This window comes from Actinomycetospora sp. 2LY8.5 (genome assembly GCF_057180585.1).
In genome coordinates this window covers 169,669-191,989 of sequence record NZ_JBXUHE010000004.1, presented here as the reverse complement: position 1 = coordinate 191,989, position 22,321 = coordinate 169,669, and the positions used below count along the sequence as shown (strand labels likewise).

Annotated in this window: 21 protein-coding genes; 12 read left to right on the top strand and 9 right to left on the bottom strand. The window is 73.2% G+C overall.

Annotated features, from left to right (window positions below; translation table 11 throughout):
* The first annotated feature begins 13 nt into the window (after positions 1 to 13).
* From AC2A1K_RS07290 to mdlC, 9 genes are all read left to right on the top strand, one after another.
* Positions 14 to 1,126: a gluconeogenesis factor YvcK family protein gene (locus AC2A1K_RS07290; protein WP_483895646.1), complete on the top strand. Its 1,113-nt coding sequence runs from the start codon at positions 14 to 16 to the stop codon at positions 1,124 to 1,126.
* Positions 1,117 to 2,106 (top strand): DNA-binding protein WhiA, encoded by a 990-nt coding sequence (gene whiA, locus AC2A1K_RS07285; protein ID WP_337698758.1) that lies wholly within the window; start codon positions 1,117 to 1,119, stop codon positions 2,104 to 2,106. Before AC2A1K_RS07290 ends, whiA begins: the two co-directional genes overlap by 10 nt.
* Before the next feature lie 121 nt (positions 2,107 to 2,227).
* Entirely contained in the window at positions 2,228 to 3,244 is a 1,017-nt protein-coding gene (gap, locus tag AC2A1K_RS07280) for a type I glyceraldehyde-3-phosphate dehydrogenase (protein ID WP_483895645.1), read from the top strand.
* 37 nt (positions 3,245 to 3,281) lie between these two features.
* Positions 3,282 to 4,508 (top strand): phosphoglycerate kinase, encoded by a 1,227-nt coding sequence (locus AC2A1K_RS07275; protein ID WP_483895862.1) that lies wholly within the window; start codon positions 3,282 to 3,284, stop codon positions 4,506 to 4,508.
* Between the two features lie 37 nt (positions 4,509 to 4,545).
* Positions 4,546 to 5,331, top strand: coding sequence for a triose-phosphate isomerase (gene tpiA, locus AC2A1K_RS07270; RefSeq protein ID WP_483895644.1), 786 nt, complete (start codon positions 4,546 to 4,548; stop codon positions 5,329 to 5,331).
* A 157-nt stretch (positions 5,332 to 5,488) separates the two neighbouring features.
* Positions 5,489 to 5,725 carry a preprotein translocase subunit SecG gene (gene secG / locus AC2A1K_RS07265; protein ID WP_116707491.1) on the top strand — a complete coding sequence of 79 codons (237 nt, stop codon included), beginning with the start codon at positions 5,489 to 5,491 and terminating at the stop codon, positions 5,723 to 5,725.
* Positions 5,726 to 5,781: 56 nt separating this feature from the next.
* Entirely contained in the window at positions 5,782 to 6,126 is a 345-nt protein-coding gene (locus tag AC2A1K_RS07260) for an RNA polymerase-binding protein RbpA (protein ID WP_337698754.1), read from the top strand.
* Positions 6,127 to 6,165: 39 nt separating this feature from the next.
* Positions 6,166 to 7,464, top strand: a complete 1,299-nt coding sequence (locus tag AC2A1K_RS07255) for a TrpB-like pyridoxal phosphate-dependent enzyme (protein ID WP_483895643.1) — start codon at positions 6,166 to 6,168, stop codon at positions 7,462 to 7,464.
* Positions 7,465 to 7,604: 140 nt separating this feature from the next.
* A complete protein-coding gene (mdlC, locus tag AC2A1K_RS07250; RefSeq protein WP_483895642.1) occupies positions 7,605 to 9,185 on the top strand; it encodes a benzoylformate decarboxylase in 1,581 nt (526 codons plus the stop codon).
* Positions 9,186 to 9,191: 6 nt separating this feature from the next.
* Here mdlC and AC2A1K_RS07245 read toward each other — a convergent pair whose 3' ends face one another.
* On the bottom strand, positions 9,192 to 9,632 hold the full coding sequence (locus AC2A1K_RS07245; protein WP_483895641.1) for a universal stress protein: 441 nt from the start codon (positions 9,630 to 9,632) through the stop codon (positions 9,192 to 9,194).
* Between the two features lie 107 nt (positions 9,633 to 9,739).
* Entirely contained in the window at positions 9,740 to 10,231 is a 492-nt protein-coding gene (locus AC2A1K_RS07240; protein ID WP_483895640.1) for an Lrp/AsnC family transcriptional regulator, read from the bottom strand.
* A 47-nt stretch (positions 10,232 to 10,278) separates the two neighbouring features.
* Between AC2A1K_RS07240 and AC2A1K_RS07235 the strand changes: the two genes are divergently transcribed.
* The gene (locus AC2A1K_RS07235) at positions 10,279 to 10,596 is read left to right on the top strand and encodes a hypothetical protein (RefSeq protein ID WP_483895639.1); all 318 of its coding nucleotides are present in this window, start codon (positions 10,279 to 10,281) and stop codon (positions 10,594 to 10,596) included.
* Here AC2A1K_RS07235 and yczR read toward each other — a convergent pair.
* Positions 10,580 to 12,145, bottom strand: a complete 1,566-nt coding sequence (gene yczR, locus AC2A1K_RS07230; RefSeq protein WP_483895638.1) for a MocR-like transcription factor YczR — start codon at positions 12,143 to 12,145, stop codon at positions 10,580 to 10,582. The genes AC2A1K_RS07235 and yczR overlap by 17 nt on opposite strands.
* Positions 12,146 to 12,266: 121 nt before the next feature.
* Between yczR and AC2A1K_RS07225 the strand changes: the two genes are divergently transcribed.
* Positions 12,267 to 12,536: a hypothetical protein gene (locus AC2A1K_RS07225; protein WP_483895637.1), complete on the top strand. Its 270-nt coding sequence runs from the start codon at positions 12,267 to 12,269 to the stop codon at positions 12,534 to 12,536.
* A gap of 39 nt (positions 12,537 to 12,575) precedes the next feature.
* Here AC2A1K_RS07225 and pgl read toward each other — a convergent pair whose 3' ends face one another.
* The 6 genes from pgl to tkt are packed head-to-tail and all read right to left on the bottom strand — an operon-like array spanning position 12,576 to position 20,925.
* Positions 12,576 to 13,412 carry a 6-phosphogluconolactonase gene (gene pgl, locus AC2A1K_RS07220; protein ID WP_483895636.1) on the bottom strand — a complete coding sequence of 279 codons (837 nt, stop codon included), beginning with the start codon at positions 13,410 to 13,412 and terminating at the stop codon, positions 12,576 to 12,578.
* Positions 13,409 to 14,374: a glucose-6-phosphate dehydrogenase assembly protein OpcA gene (locus AC2A1K_RS07215; protein WP_483895635.1), complete on the bottom strand. Its 966-nt coding sequence runs from the start codon at positions 14,372 to 14,374 to the stop codon at positions 13,409 to 13,411. The genes pgl and AC2A1K_RS07215 overlap by 4 nt, the downstream gene beginning before the upstream one ends.
* A 32-nt stretch (positions 14,375 to 14,406) precedes the next feature.
* Positions 14,407 to 15,951, bottom strand: a complete 1,545-nt coding sequence (gene zwf / locus AC2A1K_RS07210) for a glucose-6-phosphate dehydrogenase (RefSeq protein ID WP_483895634.1) — start codon at positions 15,949 to 15,951, stop codon at positions 14,407 to 14,409.
* The gene (locus tag AC2A1K_RS07205; RefSeq protein WP_483895633.1) at positions 15,948 to 17,678 is read right to left on the bottom strand and encodes a glucose-6-phosphate isomerase; all 1,731 of its coding nucleotides are present in this window, start codon (positions 17,676 to 17,678) and stop codon (positions 15,948 to 15,950) included. Before AC2A1K_RS07205 ends, zwf begins: the two co-directional genes overlap by 4 nt.
* A complete protein-coding gene (gene tal, locus AC2A1K_RS07200; RefSeq protein ID WP_483895632.1) occupies positions 17,675 to 18,799 on the bottom strand; it encodes a transaldolase in 1,125 nt (374 codons plus the stop codon). Before tal ends, AC2A1K_RS07205 begins: the two co-directional genes overlap by 4 nt.
* A gap of 38 nt (positions 18,800 to 18,837) precedes the next feature.
* Positions 18,838 to 20,925 (bottom strand): transketolase, encoded by a 2,088-nt coding sequence (gene tkt, locus AC2A1K_RS07195; RefSeq protein WP_483895861.1) that lies wholly within the window; start codon positions 20,923 to 20,925, stop codon positions 18,838 to 18,840.
* A 362-nt stretch (positions 20,926 to 21,287) separates the two neighbouring features.
* Between tkt and AC2A1K_RS07190 the strand changes: the two genes are divergently transcribed.
* Complete coding sequence (locus tag AC2A1K_RS07190; RefSeq protein WP_483895631.1) at positions 21,288 to 22,223, top strand: heme o synthase; 936 nt, start codon at positions 21,288 to 21,290, stop codon at positions 22,221 to 22,223.
* The last annotated feature ends 98 nt before the right edge of the window (positions 22,224 to 22,321 follow it).

The window sequence follows — 22,321 nt, the reverse complement described above, 5'->3', positions numbered from 1 at the left end:
ACCGCCGAGGCCGTTGACGGCCGTGGCCCTCGGCGGGGGCCACGGGCTGCACGCGACACTGTCCGCGCTGCGGCGGCTGACCGACGACATCACCGCCGTGGTCGTGGTCGCCGACGACGGCGGCTCGTCGGGCCGGATCCGCCGCGAGCTGGACATCCTGCCGCTGGGTGACCTGCGGATGGCCCTCGGCGCGCTGTCCGGGCAGGAGCACCCGGGCCCGGAGACGACCCTGTGGCAGCGGGTGTTCGAGCACCGCTACGGCGGCCACGGCGCGCTCGCCGGCCACGCCGTCGGCAACCTCGTGCTCGCCGGCCTGCTCGAGGTCCTCGACGACCCGGTGGCCGCGCTCGACCAGGCCTGCCGCCTGCTCGGCGTCACCGGCCGGGTGCTGCCGATGAGCCCGTTCCCGGTCGACATCGAGGCCGACGTCACCGGCATCCAGCCCGGTCGGCAGAGCCCGTCGGGCAGCGACGGCGGTGACCGGGGGGGCCGGGACGTCGCCCACCGCATCCGCGGCCAGGTCGCCGTGGCGACGACACCGGGGCGCGTGCAGCAGGTGCGCCTCGACCCCCGCCGGCCCAGGGCGTGCCCGGCGGCCTGCGAGGCACTGCGGGCCGCGGACGTCATCACCCTCGGACCGGGGTCGTGGTTCTCCAGCGTGCTGCCGCACCTGCTCGTGCCGGAGCTGTTCAGCGCGCTGGTCGAGAGCGAGGCCCGCCGGGTCCTCGTGCTCAACCTCGCCCCGCAGCCCGGCGAGACGGCGGGCTTCTCGCCCGAGCAGCACCTCGAGGTGCTCGCCGCACACGCGCCGCGCCTGCGCCTCGACGTCGTCGTCGCGGACACCGCCGCCGTCCCCGAGCCCGACCTGCTGCGCCGCGGGGCCGAGGCCTTCGGCGCAGAGCTCCTGCTCACCACCGTCGGGGCCGCCGACGGCAGCCCTCAGCACGACCCCGATGCCCTCGCATCGGCCCTCGCCGAGGCCGCCCGTCACCGGGTCGAGCACCACGCCCGGACCGGTTCGCCCGGCGGCCCGCCGACCAACGGCACGACCGCTCACGGGGGCGTGACCGTGCCCGGGGCCGATCCCGCCCGCCCGCACCAGGAGGAGGACCGAAGGTGGCCATGACCGCAGCGGTCAAGGACGAACTCAGCCGCCTGGCGGTGACGAAGACGTGTTGCCGCCGAGCCGAGGTCGCGGCCCTCCTACGCTTCGGCGGGGGCCTGCACATCGTCGGGGGGCGGGTCGTCGTCGAGGCCGAGCTGGACACCGGCGCCGGCGCCCGTCGCCTGCGCGGGGAGATCCACGACCTGTACGGGCACAACCCCGAGGTGCACGTGCTGTCCCAGGGCGGGCTGCGCAAGGGCACGCGCTACGTCGTGCGGGTCGCCGCGGACGGCGACTCCCTCGCCCGCCAGACCGGCCTGCTCGACCCGCGCGGGCGCCCGGTCCGCGGCCTGCCGCCGCAGGTCGTCTCGGGCGGCGTGTGCGACGCGGAGGCCGCGTGGCGCGGGGCGTTCCTCGCCCACGGATCGCTCACCGAGCCCGGCCGCAGCTCCGCGCTGGAGATCACCTGCCCGGGGATGGAGGCGGCGATGGCGCTGGTCGGCGCCGCCCGCCGGCTCGGCGTGGTCGCCAAGGCCCGCGAGGTCCGCGGCGCCGATCGGGTGGTGGTCCGCGACGGCGACGCGATCGGCGCGCTGCTCACCCGCCTGGGCGCGCACACCTCGGTGCTGGCGTGGGAGGAGCGCCGCATGCGCCGCGAGGTGCGCGCGACGGCCAACCGTCTCGCGAACTTCGACGACGCCAACCTGCGCCGTTCGGTGAAGGCGGCCGTCACCGCGTCGGCGCGCGTCAACCGGGCGCTGGAGCTGCTCGGCGACGAGGTGCCCGACCACCTGGTGCAGGCCGGCCGCCTGCGCGTCGAGCACGAGCAGGCGTCGCTGGAGGAGCTGGGCCAGCTCGCCGAGCCGCCCATGACCAAGGACGCCGTGGCCGGGCGGATCCGGCGCCTGCTGGCGATGGCGGACAAGAAGGCCAAGGACATGCGCGTGCCGGACACGTCCTCGGTGGTGACCGAGGAGATGGCCGAGATGGCCGACACCTGATCCGGCCCCGTGACGTCGTTCGCGGCACCGGGACGGGAGCGCCGGATTCGTTAAGGTGCGGCGCGAGAGGGGAGACCCCCCTGGCGAGACGACCGAGGCACGAGAGGCAGGGCGAGGTTCAGTGACGGTCCGTATCGGGATCAACGGGTTCGGTCGTATCGGACGGAATGTGTTCCGCGCGCTCGAGAAGCAGCGCGCGGCGGGCACCGCCGACATCGAGGTGCTCGCGGTCAACGACATCACCGACAACAAGACGCTCGGGCACCTGCTCAAGTACGACTCGGTGCACGGCCGCTTCGACGGCACCATCGAGGTCTCCGACGACGCGCTCGTCGTCAACGGCCGCAGCATCCAGGCCCTCGCCGAGCGCGACCCGGCGTCGCTGCCGTGGGGCGACCTCGGCGTCGACGTCGTCATCGAGTCCTCGGGGATCTTCACTGACGCCGATTCGGCCGGGAAGCACCTCAAGGCCGGCGCCAAGAAGGTCGTCATCTCGGCCCCGGCCAAGGGTGAGGACCTCACGGTCGTCATGGGCATCAACGACTCGTCCTACGACGGCAGCCAGAGCATCCTGTCCAACGCCTCGTGCACCACCAACTGCGTCGCGCCGATGATCAAGGTGCTGCACGACGCGTTCGGTCTCGAGACCGGCTTCATGTCGACGATCCACGCCTACACCGGCGACCAGCGGATCCACGACGCTCCCCACAAGGACCTGCGTCGCGCCCGCGCCGCGGCGGACAACATCATCCCGACCACCACCGGTGCCGCTCAGGCCACCGCGCTGGCGCTGCCGGAGCTCGAGGGCCGCCTCAACGGCCTCGCCTACCGCGTGCCGGTCATCGACGGCTCGGTCACCGACCTCACCGCGACGCTGAACAGCGACGTCACGGTCGAGCAGGTCAACGCCGCGTTCAAGAAGGCCGCCGACGGCGAGCTGCGCAACGTGCTGGTCTACACCGAGGACCCGATCGTCTCCACCGACATCGTCGGCGAGCCCGCGTCCTGCACGTTCGACGCCGGCATGACCAAGGTGCTCGGCAACCGCACCGTGAAGATCGTCGGCTGGTACGACAACGAGTGGGGCTACTCCAACCGCGTCGTCGACCTGACCACGCTCGTGGGTTCCAAGCTCTGATGTCGGGACAGGTAGCGCAGCGGAGCCGGACCACGTGATGAAGACCCTGGACGACCTCATCGCCGACGGGGTGCAGGACCGGTTCGTGCTGCTCCGGGCCGACCTCAACGTCCCCGTCGACGGCTATACGATCACCGACGACGGCCGCATCCAGGCTGCGCTCCCGACGATCCGCAAGCTCCGCGAGGCCGGGGCGAAGCTCGTCGTCACCGCGCACCTCGGTCGGCCGAAGGGTGGCCCGCCGCCCGGGCGCGACCAGGTGGAGAGCCTCTCGGCGGTCGCCGGGCGGCTCGGCCAGCTGCTCGACGAGCGGGTGTTCCTCGCCAAGGACGTGGTGGGCGAGTCCGCCGAGAGCGTGGTCGGGCGCCTCGAACCCGGGGGGATCGCCATGCTGGCCAACGTGCGCTGCGACGCGCGCGAGACCGGCACCGCCGAGGAGCGCGAGCAGCTCGCGGGCGAGCTGGCGGCGCTGGTGCCCAGCCACGATCCCGACCGGGCGAGCGCGTTCGTCTCCGACGGCTTCGGCGTGGTGCACCGCGAGCAGGCGTCGGTGGTCGACGTGGCGCGCAGGCTCCCGGCCTACGCCGGCGACCTCGTCGCCCGCGAGACCGAGGTGCTGCGTCGGCTGGTCGGCGACCCCGCCCGCCCGTACGTCGTGATCCTCGGCGGCTCGAAGGTCTCCGACAAGCTCGGGGTGCTCTCGAACCTGCTGCCCAAGGTCGACAAGCTGCTGGTCGGCGGCGCGATGTGCTTCACGTTCCTCGCTGCGCAGGGCCACGACGTCGGCGGCTCGAAGCTCGAGTCCGACCAGATCGACACCTGCCAGGAGCTGCTGACCAAGTACGCCGACACGCTGGTGCTGCCGACCGACGTGGTGGTGGCGTCGGAGTTCTCGGCCGACGCGCAGACCCGCACGGTGTCGGTGTCGGAGATGGCTGACGCCGGGGCGGGCTGGCTGGGCCTCGACGTCGGCCCGGAGACCGTGCGGCTCTTCGGCTCGCACCTGACGGACGCGGCGACCGTGTTCTGGAACGGTCCGATGGGCGTGTTCGAGTTGGCACCGTTCGCAGCGGGCACCACCGGGGTCGCCGAGGCGGTCGCGGACTCGGACGCCTTCAGCGTCATCGGCGGCGGGGACTCGGCGTCGGCGATCCGCGCGGCGGGCCTGGACGAGAGCCGTTTCGGCCACATCTCGACCGGCGGCGGCGCCTCGCTGGAGTTCCTCGAGGGCCAGGTCCTGCCGGGCATCGCCGTGCTCGAATGATCGCCCCGTCGCTGCGCTCGCCCCGAGAGGAAGCCTGATGGCCCGCAAGCCGCTCATCGCCGGCAACTGGAAGATGAACCTCAACCACCTCGAGGCCATCGGGGTGACCCAGAAGCTCGCGTTCGCGCTGCCCGGCAAATACTTCGACGTCGTCGACGTCGCGGTGCTCCCGCCGTTCACCGACCTGCGCAGCGTCCAGACGCTCGTGGACGCGGACTCGATGCCGATCACCTACGGCGGCCAGGACCTCTCGCCGGAGGACTCCGGGGCGTTCACCGGTGACGTGTCGGGGGCGATGCTCGCGAAGCTCGGCTGCACCTGGGTGGTCGTCGGGCACTCCGAGCGCCGCACGATCCACGGCGAGGACGACGAGCTGGTCAACCGCAAGGTGCGCGCGGCCCTGCGCCACGGCCTCACCCCGATCCTGTGCCTGGGGGAGGGCGAGGAGGTCCGCGACGCCGGCGAGCACGTCGGGCACTGCACCGGTCAGCTCGACGCCGCGCTGAAGGGGCTCTCCGGCGACGACGTCGCGAAGATCGTCGTGGCGTACGAGCCGGTGTGGGCGATCGGCACCGGCAAGACCGCCGGCGTCTCCGACGCCCAGGAGGTGTGCCACGCACTGCGCGAGCGGGTCCGCGAGGTGCACGGCGGGCCGGTCGCCGACGGTCTGCGCATCCTCTACGGCGGCTCGGTGAAGGCGAACAACGTCGCCGACCTCGTCACGTCCGACGACGTCGACGGCGCCCTGGTCGGCGGCGCGAGCCTCGACCCGGAGGGCTTCGCGGAACTGTGCGCGCTGGCCGCGGGCGGGCCGCTTCCCTGACGTCCCGGGCACGATGCCCCGTTCGGGGGCCGGGTCGACGCCGTCCCGTCACCGGGGCGGGGTATCGTGCACGACAAGCGCCGATCCCGCACGTCGGGACGGCCAGAACCCCGCTCAGACCGGGCGGGGTCGGCACCCGGAGGTCTCGGACACCGACATGCGACTGTTCCTCGACATCCTGCTCATCGCGTCCAGCGTCCTGCTGGTGCTGCTGGTGCTGCTGCACCGCGGGCGGGGCGGCGGGTTGTCGTCGCTGTTCGGCGGCGGGGTCCAGTCGAGCCTGGCCGGGTCGAGCGTCGTCGAGAAGAACCTCGACCGGCTCACCCTGTTCGTGGGCGCCATCTGGCTGATCTCGATCGTCGGCACCGGGCTGCTCGTCAAGATCGAAGGCTGACGGGCGGCCCGGGCCTCCTGCGCCGGGCCGCCCCTGGACGCGGAGGTACTCCGGCGATGGCGACTGGCAACGCGATCCGAGGCACCCGGGTGGGTTCGGGCCCCATGGGGGAGTCCGAGCGCGGGGAGAGCGCGGCGCGCACCGTGATCTCCTTCTGGTGCTCCAACGGGCACGAGACGCGCCCGTCCTTCGCGGTCGACGCGGAGATCCCCACGTCGTGGGACTGCCCCCGCTGCGGGCTGCCGGCCAACACCGACGAGAAGAACCCGCCGCCGGCGAAGCGCACCGAGCCCTACAAGACCCATCTGGCCTACGTGAAGGAGCGCCGCTCCGACGCCGACGGCGAGGCGCTGCTCGACGAGGCGCTGGCGAAGCTGCGCGCCCGACGCGGCGAGAGCTGAGCCTTCTCCCGGGCTGCCCGCGCTGAGACGATCCAGGGCATGGCGGCCCCCACCGACGTCACCGACACCCGCTTCTCCCTCCCGCAGTCGGCCTTGCCGACGGCGTGGTTCAACGTGGCGCCGCATCTCGCGGCGCTGTACGGGGGACCGCTCGACCCGCCGCTGCACCCGGGGACGCGGGAGCCCGTCGGCCCCGACGACCTCGCCCCGCTCTTCGCGCAGGAGCTGATCGGTCAGGAGATGTCGGCCGACCCGTGGATCGACATTCCGGGTGAGGTCCTCGACGTCCTGCGCCTCTGGCGACCCACACCGCTGATCCGTGCCCGCCGCCTCGAGAAGGCGCTGGGCACCACCGCGCGGATCTACTTCAAGGACGAGTCGGTGTCGCCCGCCGGGTCGCACAAGCCGAACTCCGCGGTCCCCCAGGCGTTCTACAACGCCGAGGAGGGCATGACGCGCCTGTCCACCGAGACCGGCGCGGGCCAGTGGGGCACGGCGCTGGCGTTCGCGTGCGCGCAGTACGACCTCGAGTGCGCGGTCTACATGGTGCGCAAGAGCTTCGAGCAGAAGCCCTACCGCAAGGTGATCATGGAGACCTGGGGTGGCACGGTCGTCCCGTCCCCGATCGACGACCCCGGTCACCCCGGCTCGCTCGGCGCCGCGATCTCCGACGCGGTCCGCGACGCCGTCGGGCGCGACGACACGCACTACGCACTGGGCTCGGTGCTCAACCACGTGCTGCTGCACCAGACCGTCATCGGTCTCGAGGCGCAGCAGCAGCTGGCGAGCGCGGGGGAGATCCGCCCGGACGTCGTCGTCGCCCCGTGCGGCGGCGGCTCGAACCTCGGCGGCGTCGCGCTGCCGTTCCTGCCCGACCCGTCGGTCCGCCTGCTCGCGGCCGAGCCGGCCTCCTGCCCGACGCTCACCCGGGGCCGCTACGAGTACGACTTCGGCGACACCGCCGGGTTCACGCCGCTGATGAACATGTACACCCTCGGCCACGACTTCGTGCCGCCCGGCATCCACGCCGGCGGGCTGCGCTACCACGGCGACTCGCCGATCATCTCCAAGCTGGTCCACGAGGGCCGGATGGAGGCGGTGGCGCACCGCCAGCGCGCGGTGTTCGAGGCAGGAGTGCTGTTCGCCCGCGTCGAGGGCAAGGTCCCGGCGCCGGAGGCCGGCCACGCCATCGCGTCGGTGATCCAGGAGGCCGACGACGCGACGCAGGAGAACGAGGAGCGCGTGATCCTCTTCAACTATTGCGGCCACGGCCTGCTCGACCTCGCCGCGTACCAGGAGTATCTGTCGGGCGACCTCGTCGACGAGCCCTCGGTGTGACCCGGGGTTGCTGACCGAAGGGCACCGTCGGTCGGATAGACGGGCGAGGGGCGCCCTTCGTCGGAATCCCCACGACCCAGGGGTTCCACGCAGCGGGAGGTGCCTCGCCGACCGGCACCGTGCCGTGGTGGGGTGGCGGCATGGTGACCGTCCGCGAGGCGTCCCTCGCCGTACTGCGCCGCCACGGCATCACGACGATCTTCGGCAACCCGGGCTCGACCGAGCTGCCGATGTTCCGCGACTTCCCCGACGACTTCCGCTATGTGCTCGGCCTGCAGGAGTCGGTGGCGGTGGGCACAGCCGACGGGTACGCGCAGGGCACCGGGCGGGCGGCGCTCGTGAACCTGCACTCCGCCGCCGGGGTCGGGCACGGCCTGGGCAATGTGTTCACCGCGTTCCGCAACCGCACGCCGCTGGTGCTCGTCGCCGGCCAGCAGGCCCGCTCGCTGTTGACCGGCGAGCCGTTCCTGTTCGCCGAGCGCCCCGCGGAGTTCCCCGAGCCGTACGTCAAGTTCAGCCGCGAGCCGGCCCGCGCGATGGACGTGCCCGCGACGCTGGCCCGGGCGATCCACGTCGCCACGACCCCGCCGTGCGGCCCGGTGCTGCTCTCGGTGCCGGTGGACGACTGGGACCGGCCCGCCACGGCGGTGCCCGCGCACGCGGTGGCGGGGACGGTGGCCGGGGATCCCGACGTGCTCGCCGACATCGCCGACCGCCTCGCCGCTGCGCGCTCGCCCGCGTTCCTGGTCGGCGGTGAGGTGGACCGCGACGGCGCCTTCGCCGACGTGGTCGCGCTCGCCGAGCGGCACGCGGCAAGGGTCTACGTCGCGCCGATGTCCCCGCGCTGCGGCTTCCCCGAGCGCCACCGGCTCTTCGGCGGCTTCCTCCCCGCGGCGCACGACGGCATCCGCGCCGCGCTCGACGCCCACGATCTCGTGCTGGTGCTCGGGTCGCCGGTGTTCCCGTTCCACACCGAGGGCACTGGTCCGAGCGGTGGGCCGGGCGAGACCGCCGTGCCCGAGGGCACCGAGCTGGTGCAGCTCACCGAGGACCCGGCCCACGCGGCCTGGTCGCCCGTCGGGACCTCGGTGGTCACCGGCGTGCGGCACGGCGTGCGGGCGCTGCTCGGCGGGCCACCCCCGCCGGATCGCCCGCTGCCGGCTCCTGCCCCGTCGGTGGAGCGCGTCGCGGTGGACGGCGACGTCATCACCGAGGCGCTGCTGCTGCAGACCCTCGCCGACCTGCGCCCCGCCGACTCCGTGGTCGTCGAGGAGGCGCCGGCCACGCGCGGGCCGATGCACGCCCACCTGCCCTTCGACCGGGCCGGGAGCTTCTTCACCTGCGCGAGCGGGGGACTGGGCCACGGGCTGCCCGCCGCGGTGGGGATGGCGCTGGCGCGCTCGGAGCGGGTGATCGCGCTGGTCGGCGACGGCTCGGCCATGTACGGCATCCAGGCGCTCTGGTCGGCCGCGCAGCTCGGGGTGCCGCTGACGGTCGTCGTGGTGCACAACGCCCGCTACCGCGCCCTCGACCAGTTCGCCGAGCACTTCGGCATCACCAAGCCGGTGGGCACCGCGCTGCCCGGTCTGGACTTCGTGGCCCTGGCCGCCGGTCAGGGCGTCGCGGGCGTGCGCGTCGAGCATCCGGACGAGCTCGAGCCGGCCCTCGCCGACGCGTTGCGCGCGCCCGTGCCGAGGGTGCTCGACGTGATCGTGAGCTAGGCGGGTCTAATCCCTGACCACCACGACGGTGCACTCCGCGTGGATCACGGCGCTGAGGCCGACCGACCCGATGAACCGGCTCGCCAGCCCGCCCCGTCCGCGGTGCCCGACGACGAGCACCGACGCCCCGCGCGCGTGGTGGAGCAGCACCGTCGACGCCGGGCCCATGGCGACCTCGGCGCGGACCCCTGGGACGGGGAGCCCCTGGTCGCGGCGCGCCGCCGAGACCTCCTCGAGCGCGCCGCTCAGCTCGCGCTGCGCCGCGTCGTGCAGCACCTGCGCATCGGGGACGATCCCTTCCGCCGTCGACCACACGTCCGGTCCCGCGTAGGCGGTGATCGCGTGGACCCGGACGCCCCGGCGGGCCGCCTCGTCCATCGCGTAGCCGAGCGCGGCCCGCGAGCCGTCGCTGCCGTCCACTCCCACCGCGACGTCGCCTCCGGCCATGTCGCGCTCCTCCCGACCGTCACCAGGGAGCCCGATCATGCACCGCCACCGGAGGACCCGCGAGCGTCCGGTGCCGTGCTGAGGCATCCGTCCCCGAATGTCGGAGATCAGGAGTCGGTGGGCATGTTCCGCAGCTCGACCGGGGTGGACTTGATCACCGACGTGACGGTGGCCGCGTGGTCCTGCCAGATCTCGAGGACGCGGTCGAGGTCGGACACGTCGCGGACCTGCACGCGCAGGAGCAGGCAGTCCTCTCCGGTGATCTTGTGGCACTCGACGACCTCGGGCTGCCGGGCCGCGAGCTGCTCGGAGATCCTCCCCTGGCCCAGGGCCGGGCGGACGCGCACCCACGCGGCGATGGGGTAGCCGAGGGCCGCCGGGTCGATGTCGAGGCGGTAACCCCGGATCACCCCCGTGCGCTCGAGGCGCTGCACCCGCTCGGTGACCGCCGGGGCCGACATCCCGACCCGCCGGCCGAGCGCCGACATGCTCTGGCGGGGGTCGTTCTCCAGCTCCGCGAGGATGCGGCGGTTGGTCTCGTCGAGCAGCTTGTCGTTCTCCAGGCGCGGTGCGGCTCGGCCTTCGGAAACTGCAGTCATGTCGCCACTATCCCCGTGAGAACGCCATGGAGTCCAGGGTCCGGGCCTTGAAGAATCGTCCCCACGGCAAGACAGACGAGGGGATGGTCGAGATGGTCACGTTCTTCGGGGTGCTCCTGGTGGTCGGGTTCCTGGCGGTCGCGCGCTACGGCGTGGACAGCCGCAGCGGCGAGGACCCGACGGGGCGCGATCCGGCCTGGCCGGTGACGCGGCGCCCGCACACGCTGCGCGGGGACGCGGTCCTGCTCGGCGAGCTGGCCCACCGGGTCAACGCCCACCGGCAGCTGTGGGCCGCCTACGACCGCAGCCTGCGGCCGTGGCAGACCGACCAGCGGGACCCCCGCGGGCTCACACGACGGTCGTGAGCGTGCTGGTGTCGACGCCGAGGGAGTCCCACGCCTCGGCGAGCCGGGCCACGGCGTCGTCGAGGGCGTCGGGGGAGAGGGTGTAGGGCAGGCGCAGGTACTGCTCGAACGCTCCGCCGGTGGCGAACCGGGGGCCGGCGGCGAGGTGCACGCCGTAGCGCCCTGCCGCCTCCACCAGGGCGCTCGAGCGCGGGACACCGAGATCGACCCAGAGGCTGAAGCCGCCCGAGGGGTTCGGCACCCGCCACTCCGGCAGGGCCCGCGCGAGCGCCCCGCGCAGGTGGTCACGACGCGCGCCGAGCACCCCGCGGCTCTGCTCCACCAGCTCGTCGAGTCGCTCGAGGAGCCCGACCGCCACGAGCTGCTCGAGCACCGGCGTGGAGATGTCGTCGGAGGCCCGGGCGGCCGCGATCCGGCGCAGGAGGGTCCGCGGGGCCCGCAGCCAGCCGATGCGCAGGCCGCCCCAGACGGTCTTCGACAGCCCGCCGGTGGTGATCACGGGCGTGCCGCCGGCTCCGGCCCAGGCGCCCAGCGGCGGCGGCACCGGGGTGTCGAGCCACATCTCACGCAGGCAGTCGTCGACGACCAGCGTGACGCCGTGGCGGCCGGCGGCGGCGACGACCGCGGCCCGGGACTCCGGGCTCATCACCGCGCCCGTGGGGTTCTGGTGATCGACGACGAGGTAGCCGAGGGTGGGCGTCGCGGCCCGCATGGCCGCGGACAGCGCGTCGAGATCCCAGCCCGGGCGCCCGCTCGCGGTACCGATGGCCGAGCTCCGGTGCGCCTCGTCTCCCGAGTCCTCCACCATCGCGACCGGCACCGCGCGCGCGGAGACGTGGCGGCACAGGTCGATCGCGCCGGGGTAGGTGGGCTGCTCGATGAGCACCCGGTCGCCGGGGCGCACCAGCGTGCGGGCCACCAGGGAGTGGGCGTGCTGGGCGCCGGCGGTGATCATCACCTCGTCGGGGGAGGTGCGCAGGCCCTGGGCGGTGAGCCGCGCGGCGACGGCCTCGCGCAGCGCGGGCAGACCGAGGACGTCGTACCCGGTGGAGGTCAGGTGCGTGGGCAGCTCGGCGAGGGCGCGGGTCGCCGCGGCGCTCATCGCCTCCATCGGCGCCCAGGGGGCCGCGTGCGCGAGGTCGATGACCGCGCGGTCGCCGGGCTGTCCCACCGGTGTCCCCATGGGCGCGAAGGGCGCGATCGCGGAGGGTCCGACGGGCAGCGCGCCGTCGAGCGGAGCGGCGCCGGTCGTACCCGGCCCCGAGGTCGTGGGCGACGCCGTCCACGTCCCCGACCCGCGGCGACGGACGAGGTACCCGTCCTCACGCAGCTCCTGGTAGGCGGCCGCGACGGTCCCGCGCCCGACGCCGAGGACCACGGCGAGCTCGCGCTCGCTGGGCACCCGCGTCCCCACCGCGAGGCGTCCGTCGGAGAGCAGCGTGGCGACACGGCCCGCCAGCGCGGCCTGCGCGCTCACCCCCGGCCCGGCGCCCTCGCGCCATCCGCCGAGGAGGCGGGCCAGGCTGCCGGCACCGAGGTGGTCGTCCACGCCACGCAGTCTGCCACTTCTGCCATTGTGGCTGCCACTTGCCGGTGATTGGCTCTGTGAAGACCTGCCAATAGGGGCCACTCTGGATGACGTTCAGCCACTTCTCCCCGAGGAGCGTCCGATGGTCATCACCGTCACCGTGCTCGGCGTCGCGATCGTCGCCGGGCTCCTGCTCGTCGCGCGCTACGGTGCCGACTCCCGTACCACCGGCGACCCGACCGGCCGCGACCCGATGTGGCCGTCCACCCCGACGCGCGAGCACACGCCCGCCTCGGACCTCCGGCTCGTGCGCACCTGGCTCGCCCACCGCCGCTGCTGGGAGCTCTTCGAGCGCAGCCTGCGGCCCTGGGAGGCGCCGGCAACGGTGCGAACGCGGACTTCCGACGCATAGAGGCAGCGAACACCACGTTCGCTGCCGTACCGGGCCGCCCTACAGCTGCGCCGCGGCCGCCTCGTCGAGCAGCCACAGCGTCCGCTCGACCCCACGCAGCCCCGCCACCGGGACGTCGACCTCGGACGCGCCGCCGTGCGCCCGTGCGAGCGCCTCGGCCTTGCCGTCCCCGGCGGCCACGAGCCAGATCTCCCGTGCGTGGCGGGCCGCAGGCAGCGTGAGGCTCACCCGCGTGGGCGGCGGCTTGGGGCAGTCACGCACGCCGACCACACCGGCGGCGGCGGCGTGCACGGCGGGGGAGTCGGGGAAGACCGACAGCACGTGCCCCTCGGAACCGCAGCCGGCGAGCAGCACGTCGAAGGCGGGGATCGCGTCCGCGCCGCCCAGCCGAGTCGCGGCCGCCGAGAGCGTCTTCGCGTACGCGTCGGCCGCGAGGTCCGGGTCGCCGCCGCCGGCGTCCTCGGGCGCGTCGGAGGCCGCCATCGGATGGATCCGCGCCGGGTCGAGCGGCAGCGCGTCGAGCAGCGCGGCGCGAGCCTGCACGTCGTTGCGCTCGGGGTCCCCGGCCGGGACGAAGCGCTCGTCGCCCCAGAACACCTCGACCGCACTCCAGTCGACGGCGTCACGGCGCGCCCCCTCGTCGACCACCGCCTTGTCGACCACCGCCCTGTCGACCACCGCCCTGTCGACCACCACCCTGTCGACCAAGGCCGCGACCTCCCGGAGCATCGCGATGCCGATCCCGCCGCCGGTGAGCACCACGGAGGCGATCCCCCGTGCGGCCTGGGCGGCGGCGAGCGCGGTCAGCAGGCGGTCGGCGGCGTCGCGGGCGGCGGTGTCCTCGTCCGCGTGGACGACGATCTCCGGCCCGGTCACGCGCTCACCTTCCTCGACGACGACCGCGAGCGTCCCGTCGGCTTGTTCTGCGAGGCCGCGAGCGCCTCGGCGAAGATGTCGTCCGGGTCGAGACGGCGCAGCTCCTCGGCGAGGCACTCGCGCACCGTGCGCCGGGAGAGCGCGACACGGCGATCGGGCTGGCCCGCCTGCGAGAGGACCGCGCTCTTGGCGTCGAGGCGGCGCAGCTCCACCGGCCCGCTCGCGCGGTCGAGGCGCACCGCGGCGATCTGGCCGCCCTGGCCGCCGGGCACGTCCTCGTTCTTGCGCGCCACCGGGCAGTGCAGGCGCGACGACAGCCAGCCCGCGAGCAGGTCGGTCGACGCGGAATCCGGCGCCCCGGACACGGTGGCCCCGGTGATCCGCTCGTGCGGAGGCTGGTCGAGCGCGGCCGTGAGCAGCGCGCGCCAGCTCGTGATGCGGCTCCACGCGAGGTCGGTGTCGCCCGGGTGGTAGCGCTGGCGCAGCTTGCCCAGCGCCTTCGACGGCGACTTCGCGGCCGACACATCGGTGATCCGCCGCCCGGCGACACTGCCCACCGGGTCCTCGGCCGGCACCGCGGGCGCCTCGCCCGGCCACCACGCCACGATCGGCGCGTCGGGCAGCAGCAGCGGCACGACGATCGCCCCGCCCTGGTCGGCCAACGGCCCGTACATGCGCAGCACGATGACCTCGCTGGCACCGGCGTCGCCGCCGATGCGGATCTGCGCGTCGAGGCGCGAGGCCGCCCGGCGCACACCACGGGCGAGGACGAGCACGCGGCAGGGGTGCTCACGGCTCGCGTCGTTGGCGGCCTGGATGGCGGCCTCGGCCTCCGGACCGTCCTCGGTGATGATCAGCAGCGTCAGGACGCGCCCCAGCGCGACCGCCCCCGCGCTCTCGCGCAGGTCGACCATCGTGCGGTTGACCGCCGACGTGTCGGTCGACGGCAGGTCCACGATCACCGTTGTCTCCTTTGCGAGATCGGGTGGGCGATCTAGGGTCGGCGCCACTGGCGGCCGGTGCGCTCGAGCAGCGCGTCGGCCGACGGAGGGCCCCACGTGCCGGCCGCGTAGCTGTCGGGGGAGCCCTCGCGGTGCCACTTGTCGATCACCGGGTCGAGGATCCGCCAGGACAGCTCGACCTCGGTGTTGGTCGGGAACAGCGACGGCTCGCCGAGCAGGACGTCGAGCAGCAGGCGTTCGTAGGCCTCCGGCGAGGCCTCGGTGAACGCCGTGCCGTAGCCGAAGTCCATCGTGACGTCGCGGACCTCCATGCCCGAGCCCGGCACCTTCGAGCCGAACCGCAGGGTGACGCCCTCGTCCGGCTGCACGCGTACGACCAGCGCGTTCTGGCCGAGCTCCTCGGTCATGGTCTGGTCGAACGGCAGGTGCGGGGCCCGCTTGAACACCACGGCGATCTCGGTGACACGCCGGCCCAGGCGCTTGCCGGTCCGCAGGTAGAACGGCACACCCGCCCAGCGTCGGGTGTTCACCGCGCAGGTGATCGCCGCGTAGGTCTCGGTGACCGAGTCGGGCGGGAAGCCCTCCTCCTGCTGCAGGCCCTTGACCTCCGAGCTGCCCTGCCACCCCGCGGTGTACTGGCCGCGGGCGGTGGTCTCGTCGATCGGCTCGGCCAGCGTGGTGGCCGACAGGACCTTGATCTTCTCCTCGCGCAGGTCGTGCGGCGAGAAGGAGACCGGCTCCTCCATCGCGGTGAGCGCGAGCAGCTGCAGCAGGTGGTTCTGGATGACGTCGCGGGCCGCGCCGATGCCGTCGTAGTAGCCGGCCCGGCCGCCCACCCCGATGTCCTCGGCCATGGTGATCTGCACGTGGTCGACGTGGTGGGCGTTCCAGATCGGCTCGAACAGCTCGTTGGCGAAGCGCAGGGCCAGCAGGTTCTGGACGGTCTCCTTGCCGAGGTAGTGGTCGATCCGGAAGACCGAGTCCTCGGGGAAGACGTCGTTGACGATCCCGTTGAGCTCCTGCGCCGAGTGCAGATCGTGCCCGAACGGCTTCTCGATCACGACACGGCGCCAGACGTCGCCCTCGTCGTCGGCCAGCCCCGACCGCGAGAGCTGCTTGCAGACGGTCGGGAACGCCGACGGCGGGATCGACAGGTAGAACGCGTGGTTGCCGTTGGTGCCGCGCTCGTTGTCCAGCTCGGCGACGCACGCGGCGAGGTTGTCGAACGCCTCGTCGTCGTCGAACGTGCCCTGCACGAACCGCAGGCCCTCGGCCAGGCGGTCCCACACCTCCTGGCGGAACGGCGTGCGGGAGTGCTCGCGCACCGCGTCGTGCACGACCTCGGCGAAGTCCTGGTCGGCCCAGTCGCGGCGCGCGAACCCGACGAGCGCGAAGCCCGGCGGCAGCAGGCCGCGGTTGGCCAGGTCGTAGATGGCCGGCATGAGCTTCTTGCGCGCCAGGTCGCCGGTCACGCCGAACAGCACCAGACCCGAGGGCCCGGCGATGCGCGGGAGCCGTTTGTCCCGCGCGTCGCGCAGCGGGTTGATCCAGTCCGCGTGCCCCGTCGCAGGGGTCACCGACTCACCGCCTGCACCGCGTTCGCCAGCGCCACCAGCCCGGCCGCGCGGTCGGCCAGGTGCAGCCGCAGGACGGGACGGCCAGGGATCTCTCCTCTTGGCCCCCCGTTCTTGGCCTGCGCGAGCACCCCGGCGTCGCCGCGGGCCTGCGCGTGCTCGAGGGTGCCGAACGAGAACGGCTGGCCGGGGATCGCCAGGTCGTCGGCGACCGAGCCCGTGATCTGCAGGAACACGCCGTTCTGATGGCCGCCCTTGTGGTACTGGCCGGTGGAGTGCAGGAACCGCGGGCCCCACCCGAACGTCGTCTGCAGGCCCGTGGCCTTGGCGAGCTCGGGGCGCAGCGTCGCGAACGAGGCGTCGTCGAGCCGGTCGAGGTAGGCCTGGACCGCGATGTAGCCGTGGTCCGGCGCGGCGTTCACCAGCGCCTGGATCGCGTCGATCACCGTGTCCGGCGACCCGAGCCAGTCCGCGTCGCCCACGGCGCGGATCTCGATGACTCCGTCCGTCGCGATCGGCGCGTCGTCGGCCCCCCCGTTCGACCTCGCGTCCCCGGAACCGCTCTCGGCGAAGGAGAGCAGGTCGCGCGTGGCCTGCTTCGCCGACTCCACGTCCGGCTGGTCGAACGGGTTGATGCCGATGAGGCGCCCGGCCAGCGCGACCGCGTGCTCCCAGAGCAGGAACTGCCCGCCGAGCGTGCCCGTGACCGACACCTGCGCGCGCGCGTCCGCGGGGCCGATCGCCACGGGCGTGGCGTCGGTGCCGTGGTCGCTGAAGCCGGGGGCGGTCCCAGGATCCGATGGGGGTCGGCCCTCCACGACCACCGGGAGCAGGCCGGTGCCCTGCTTGCCCGTGGACTCGGCGATGAGCTGCTCGGCCCAGTTGCCGAAGCCGATCAGCCCGGAGCCGGTGTCGGCGAGGACGAGCTTCTCCGCGCCGGCGTTGTGGGCCGCGGCCATCGCCGCCGCGAGCACGACCGCCGGGTTGTCGGCGCTGTCGCGGGCGAGGTCCGGGGCCACCGCGGCGGCCTCGTCGAGCAGCTCGCCGATGTCGACGCCCGTGAGCGCCGAGGGCACCAGGCCGAACGCCGTCAGCGCCGAGTAGCGCCCACCGACCCCGGGGTCGGCCTCGATCAACGTGCGATAGCCCTGCTCGCGCGCCAGGTCGCCGAGCTTCGTGCCCGGGTCGGTGACGACGACCATGCGCGACGCGGCGTCGATGCCGTTGGCCTCGAAGACCTCGGCGAACACCCGGCGCTGGCTGTCGGTCTCGACCGTGCCGCCGGACTTCGACGACACGACGAGCACGGTGCGGGTCAGGTCGCCGGCGAGCGCGTCGGAGACCTGCATCGGGTCGGTGGTGTCGAGCACGACGAGCGGGAACTCGCCGCCGACCGGACCGCCCGAGCGCGTCGCGCAGATGACCTCCGGCGCGAGCGAGGAGCCTCCCATGCCCGCGAGCACGACGCGGTCGACGCCGTCGTCGTGCAGGTCCCGGCGCAGCGCGGCGAGCTCGTCCACCAGCGGGCGGGACGTCTCGTGCAGGTTCACCCAGTTCAGGCGCTTGCCGGCCTCGGGTTCGGCGTCGGGGCCCCACAGTGTGGCGTCCTTCGCCGAGAGCTTGGACGCCGCGCCGTCGCCGACGAGCTTCTCGACCAGCGCGTTCGAGGAGTCCGCGAGCGTCTGGTCGACGATGCGGACCCCGACGGAGTCACGGCCGCCGGCGCTCACTTCTGCCCCGGGCTGCGGCGCGTGAGCTGGTCGGACACCGTCGCGGTGAGCTCCGACCACGAGTCGTCGAACTTCGTGACGCCCTCGTCCTCGAGCACCTGGTAGACGTCGTCGACGTCGATACCGACGTGGGCGAGGCTCGCGAACACCTCGCGGGCCGCGTCCTCGGTGCCCGTCACGGCGTCGCCGTGCAGCTCGCCGTGGTCGGCGAACGCCTTCAGCGTGGACTCCGGCATCGTGTTCACGGTGTTCGGCGCGACCAGTTCGGTGACGTAGAGCGTGTCCGGGTAGGCCTTGTTCTTCACGCCGGTCGACGCCCACAGCGGGCGCTGCGGCTTGGCGCCGGCGCCCTTGAGGGCCGCCCAGCGCTCGGTGCCGAACACCTCTCCGAACGCGGCGTAGGCCAGTCGGGCGTTGGCGATCGCCGCGGTGCCGCGCAGGTTGAGCGCGGCGTCGGTGCCGATCGCGTCGAGGCGCTTGTCGACCTCGGAGTCGACGCGCGAGACGAAGAAGGACGCGACCGAGGCCATGCCGGTCAGGTCGTGGCCGTTGGCGCGGGCCTGCTCCATGCCGGCGAGGTAGGCCTCCATGACCTCGCGGTAGCGCTGCACCGAGAAGATCAGGGTGACGTTGACGCTGATGCCCTCGGCGAGCGTGCGCGTGATCGCCGGGATGCCCTCGCGGGTGGCCGGGATCTTGATCATCAGGTTGGGCCGGTCGACCGTCTTCCAGAGGTCGGCGGCCTCGGCCACGGTGGCCTCGGTGTCGTGGGCCTTGCCGGGGTCGACCTCGAGCGACACGCGCCCGTCGACGCCGCCGGTCTGCTGCCACACGCCGCGGAACACGTCGCAGGCGCGGCGGACGTCGCCGGTGGTGAGCTCGCGGATCGCGTCCTCGACCGAGGTGCCGCGCGCGGCGAACGCGTCGAGGTCTTCGGCGTAGTGGTCGGCGTCCGCGAAGGCGCTCGCGAAGATCGTCGGGTTGCTGGTGACGCCGACGACCTCGTAGTCCTCGATCAGCGACGTCAGGTTGCCGGACTCGATGCGTTGGCGGGACAGGTCGTCCAGCCAGACGGAGACGCCGGCCGCGGAGAGGTCGGCGAGGGGGGTGTTGGTGGCCATGGGATGGTCCTCCTCGAGACGCTGTCTCTGGGGTCGGATCAGGCGTTGTGCTCGGCGGCGCGGGCGAGCGTGCGACGGCCCGCCTCGACCACGTGCTGCGTCGTGAAGCCGAACTGCTGGAACAGCGTCGTGTAGTCGGCGCTGGCGCCGAAGTGCTCGATCGAGACGCACTCGCCGTCGTCGCCGACGAACTGGTGCCAGGTCAGGGCGACCGCGGCCTCGACGGACACACGGGCCTTGACCTCGGGCGGGATGATGTGACGGGTGTACGAACGGTCCTGCGCCTGGAACCACTCGACGCAGGGCATGCTCACCACCCTGGTGGGAACGCCCTCGGACTCGAAGACCTTCCGGGCCTCGACGGCCAGCTGCACCTCGGAGCCGGTGGCGATGAGGATCAGCTGCGGTCGACCCCCGCTCGCGTCGGCCAGGACGTAGCCGCCCCGGGCGACGCCGTCGGCGTCGGTGCCCTCGAGGATCGGCAGGTTCTGCCGGGTGAGCGCGAGCCCGGCCGGGCCGGTCGGGTTGTCGAGCACCGCGCGGACCGCCGCCGAGGTCTCGTTGGCGTCGGCGGGACGCACGATCGACAGCCCGGGCACCGCGCGCAGCGAGGCGAGCTGCTCGATCGGCTGGTGGGTCGGGCCGTCCTCGCCGAGACCGATCGAGTCGTGGGTCCAGATGTAGGTGGTCGGCAGCTTCATCAGCGCCGCGAGCCGGACCGCGGGCCGCATGTAGTCCGAGAAGATCAGGAACGTTCCGCCGTAGACCCGCGTTCCGCCGTGCAGCGCGATCCCGTTGAGGATCGAGCCCATCGCGTGCTCCCGGACCCCGAAGTGGATGGTCCGGCCGTACGGGCTCATCTGTCCCCACATGTTCGTGGAGACCGTCGAGGGCCCGAACGAGTCGGCGCCCTTGATCGTCGTGTTGTTGCTCTCCGCGAGGTCGGCCGACCCGCCCCAGAGCTCGGGCAGCTCTGGCCCGATCTCGCCGAGGATCTTCTGCAGCGCCTTGCGGGTGGCGACCGGGTCGCTGCCGACCTCCCAGGTCGGGAGCTTGTCGTGCCAGCCGTCGGGAAGCTGCCGGCGCGCCATCCGCTCGAGCAGCGCGCGGCGCTCCGGGTTGGCGGCCGCCCAGTCCGCGAACTGCTTGTCCCACTGCTCGTGCTCGGCCTTGCCCCGCTCGATGACCGAGCGGGCGTGCGCGAGCACGTCGGCGTCGATCGCGAAGTGCTGGTCGGGGTCGAAGCCGAGGATCTCCTTGACCGCCCGGACCTCCGGCTCGCCGAGCGCGGCACCGTGCGCGGCGCCGGTGTTCATCTTCTCCGGTGCCGGATAGCCGATGATCGTGCGCAGCGCGATGAAGCTCGGGCGCCCGGTCTCGGCCTTCGCTCGTGCCAGCGCCTCGCGGATGCCGACGACGTTCTCGCCGCCGCGCACCACCTGGGTGTGCCAGCCGTAGGCGTCGTAGCGCTTCACCACGTCCTCGTCGAGGGCGACGGTGGTGTCGTCCTCGATCGAGATGTGGTTGTCGTCGTAGATCACCACGAGGTTGCCCAGCTGCTGGCGGCCGGCGATCGACGACGCCTCGGCCGTCACGCCCTCCTCGATGTCGCCGTCGGACGCGATGACGTACACGAAGTGGTCGAACGGGCTCTCGCCCTGCGGCGCGTCCGGGTCGAACAGACCGCGTTCGCGGCGGGCGGCCATCGCCATGCCGACCGCGGAGGCGAGCCCCTGGCCGAGCGGGCCGGTGGTGATCTCGACGCCGGGGGTGTGGCTGTACTCGGGGTGGCCCGGTGTCGCCGAGTCCCAGGTACGCAGCTCCTCGAGGTCCCGCATCTCCAGGCCGTAGCCGGCGAGGAACAGCTGCAGGTAGAGCGTCAGGCTCGAGTGACCGCAGGACAGGACGAAACGGTCGCGCCCCTGCCAGCCCGGGTCGGACGGGTCGTGGCGCATCGTGTGCTGGAACAGCTCGAAGGCCAGGGGCGCCAGCGACATCGCGGTGCCCGGGTGACCGTTGCCGACCTTCTGCACCGCGTCGGCGGCGAGCACGCGGATCGTGTCGACCGCCTTCTGGTCCAGCTCCGACCAGTCGTCGGGACGGTGGGGCGTGAGCAGCGCCTGGATCTCGTCGGGGTCCTCGCTCGCGGGCTGCGTGTTGCTCACATCGGTGGCGGTCACGAGGTGCCTTCCTGCGCGTCGGTCCGGGTGCGGGCGATGCTCCCACGGGATCGATTCAAGTCCCGACGGACCTGCGTTGATCCCCGGTTGTGGGACCACTCCGGAGATACCCTCGCGCCCCGGCACGGACACCGTCCACCTATCATCCTGGCGTCGATCGCCCGTGACGTTGCGGACACCGCACCGGTCGTGGGACGACCCCCGCGAGCGGACGATGCCGCGGGGGTGCAGACTTCACCGACGACAGCGTGTAGGAGACGCTGTCGTGCCCGAAGCGAGTACGTCCACCACAGCGAGGTGCCACTTCAGTGAGCACGGCGGTCGGCCCGGTCCCCGCGACGCGGCGGAGCGGCCTGCTCACCACCGTGCGGGCCTACCTGGCGCTCACCAAGGCCCGGATCATCGAGCAGCTGCTCGTGGTCACGGTGCCGGCGATGATGCTCGCCGAGCGAGCGGTGCCGTCCCTGTGGCTCGTGCTCGCCGTCCTCGTCGGCGGTGCCGGCGCCGCGGCCAGCGCCCACGTGCTGAACTGCGTGGTCGACGCGGACATCGACGCCAAGATGGCGCGCACCCGCAAGCGCCCGCTCGCCCGTGACGCCGTGCCCCGCTCGCACGCCCTGGTCTTCGGGCTCGTGCTGGGCGCGCTCTCGGCGGCCTGGCTCGGGTTCACCGCGAACTGGGTGGCCGCGGGTCTCTCGGTGGCCGCCATCGCCTTCTACATCCTCGTCTACACGCTGCTGCTCAAGCGCCGGACCGCCCAGAACATCGTCTGGGGCGGCGCGGCGGGCTGCATGCCCGTCGTGATCGGCTGGGCGGCCGTGACGGGCTCCGTGGGCTGGCCCGCCTGGGTGCTCTTCGCGATCATCTTCTTCTGGACGCCGCCGCACTTCTGGGCGCTCGCGATGCGCTACCGCGACGACTACGCAGCGGCCGGCATCCCGATGCTCCCGGTCGTCGCCTCGCCCCGGCGGGTGAGCCGACAGATCGTCGCCTACTCCTGGGCGATGGTGGCCTGGTCGGCCCTCCTGATCCCGGCGACGTCCTGGATCTACCTCGCCGTCGCGGCGCTGGGCGGCATCTGGTTCCTCGTCGCGGCGCACCGCCTCGACGCCGCGGTGAAGCGCGACGAGGTCGTGCAGTCGATGCGCCTGTTCCACCTCTCGAACACGTACCTCACCGGCCTGTTCGTGGCGGTGGCGGTCGACTCGGCCATCGGCTGGCCGGTCTTCGGCTGGCCGTTCTAGACGCTCGCCGCGTTCCCGTCGCGAGTAGCACGTCCGGCACCTCCCCACGCCTGTGGATCAAGCGGAGGGCGCCTCTCGGCGGCGGCTGATCAGGTGTC

Bases quoted from the DNA above. Each gene is read 5' to 3' on its own strand.
- AC2A1K_RS07255 (WP_483895643.1), top strand. From the start codon at position 6,166: ATGGCGGCCCCCACCGACGTCACCGACACCCGCTTCTCCCTCCCGCAG.
- tal (WP_483895632.1), bottom strand. From the start codon at position 18,799: ATGGCCACCAACACCCCCCTCGCCGACCTCTCCGCGGCCGGCGTCTCC.
- AC2A1K_RS07275 (WP_483895862.1), top strand. From the start codon at position 3,282: ATGAAGACCCTGGACGACCTCATCGCCGACGGGGTGCAGGACCGGTTC.
- AC2A1K_RS07225 (WP_483895637.1), top strand. From the start codon at position 12,267: ATGGTCATCACCGTCACCGTGCTCGGCGTCGCGATCGTCGCCGGGCTC.
- mdlC (WP_483895642.1), top strand. From the start codon at position 7,605: ATGGTGACCGTCCGCGAGGCGTCCCTCGCCGTACTGCGCCGCCACGGC.
- AC2A1K_RS07240 (WP_483895640.1), bottom strand. From the start codon at position 10,231: ATGACTGCAGTTTCCGAAGGCCGAGCCGCACCGCGCCTGGAGAACGAC.
- AC2A1K_RS07245 (WP_483895641.1), bottom strand. From the start codon at position 9,632: ATGGCCGGAGGCGACGTCGCGGTGGGAGTGGACGGCAGCGACGGCTCG.
- tpiA (WP_483895644.1), top strand. From the start codon at position 4,546: ATGGCCCGCAAGCCGCTCATCGCCGGCAACTGGAAGATGAACCTCAAC.
- AC2A1K_RS07260 (WP_337698754.1), top strand. From the start codon at position 5,782: ATGGCGACTGGCAACGCGATCCGAGGCACCCGGGTGGGTTCGGGCCCC.
- secG (WP_116707491.1), top strand. From the start codon at position 5,489: ATGCGACTGTTCCTCGACATCCTGCTCATCGCGTCCAGCGTCCTGCTG.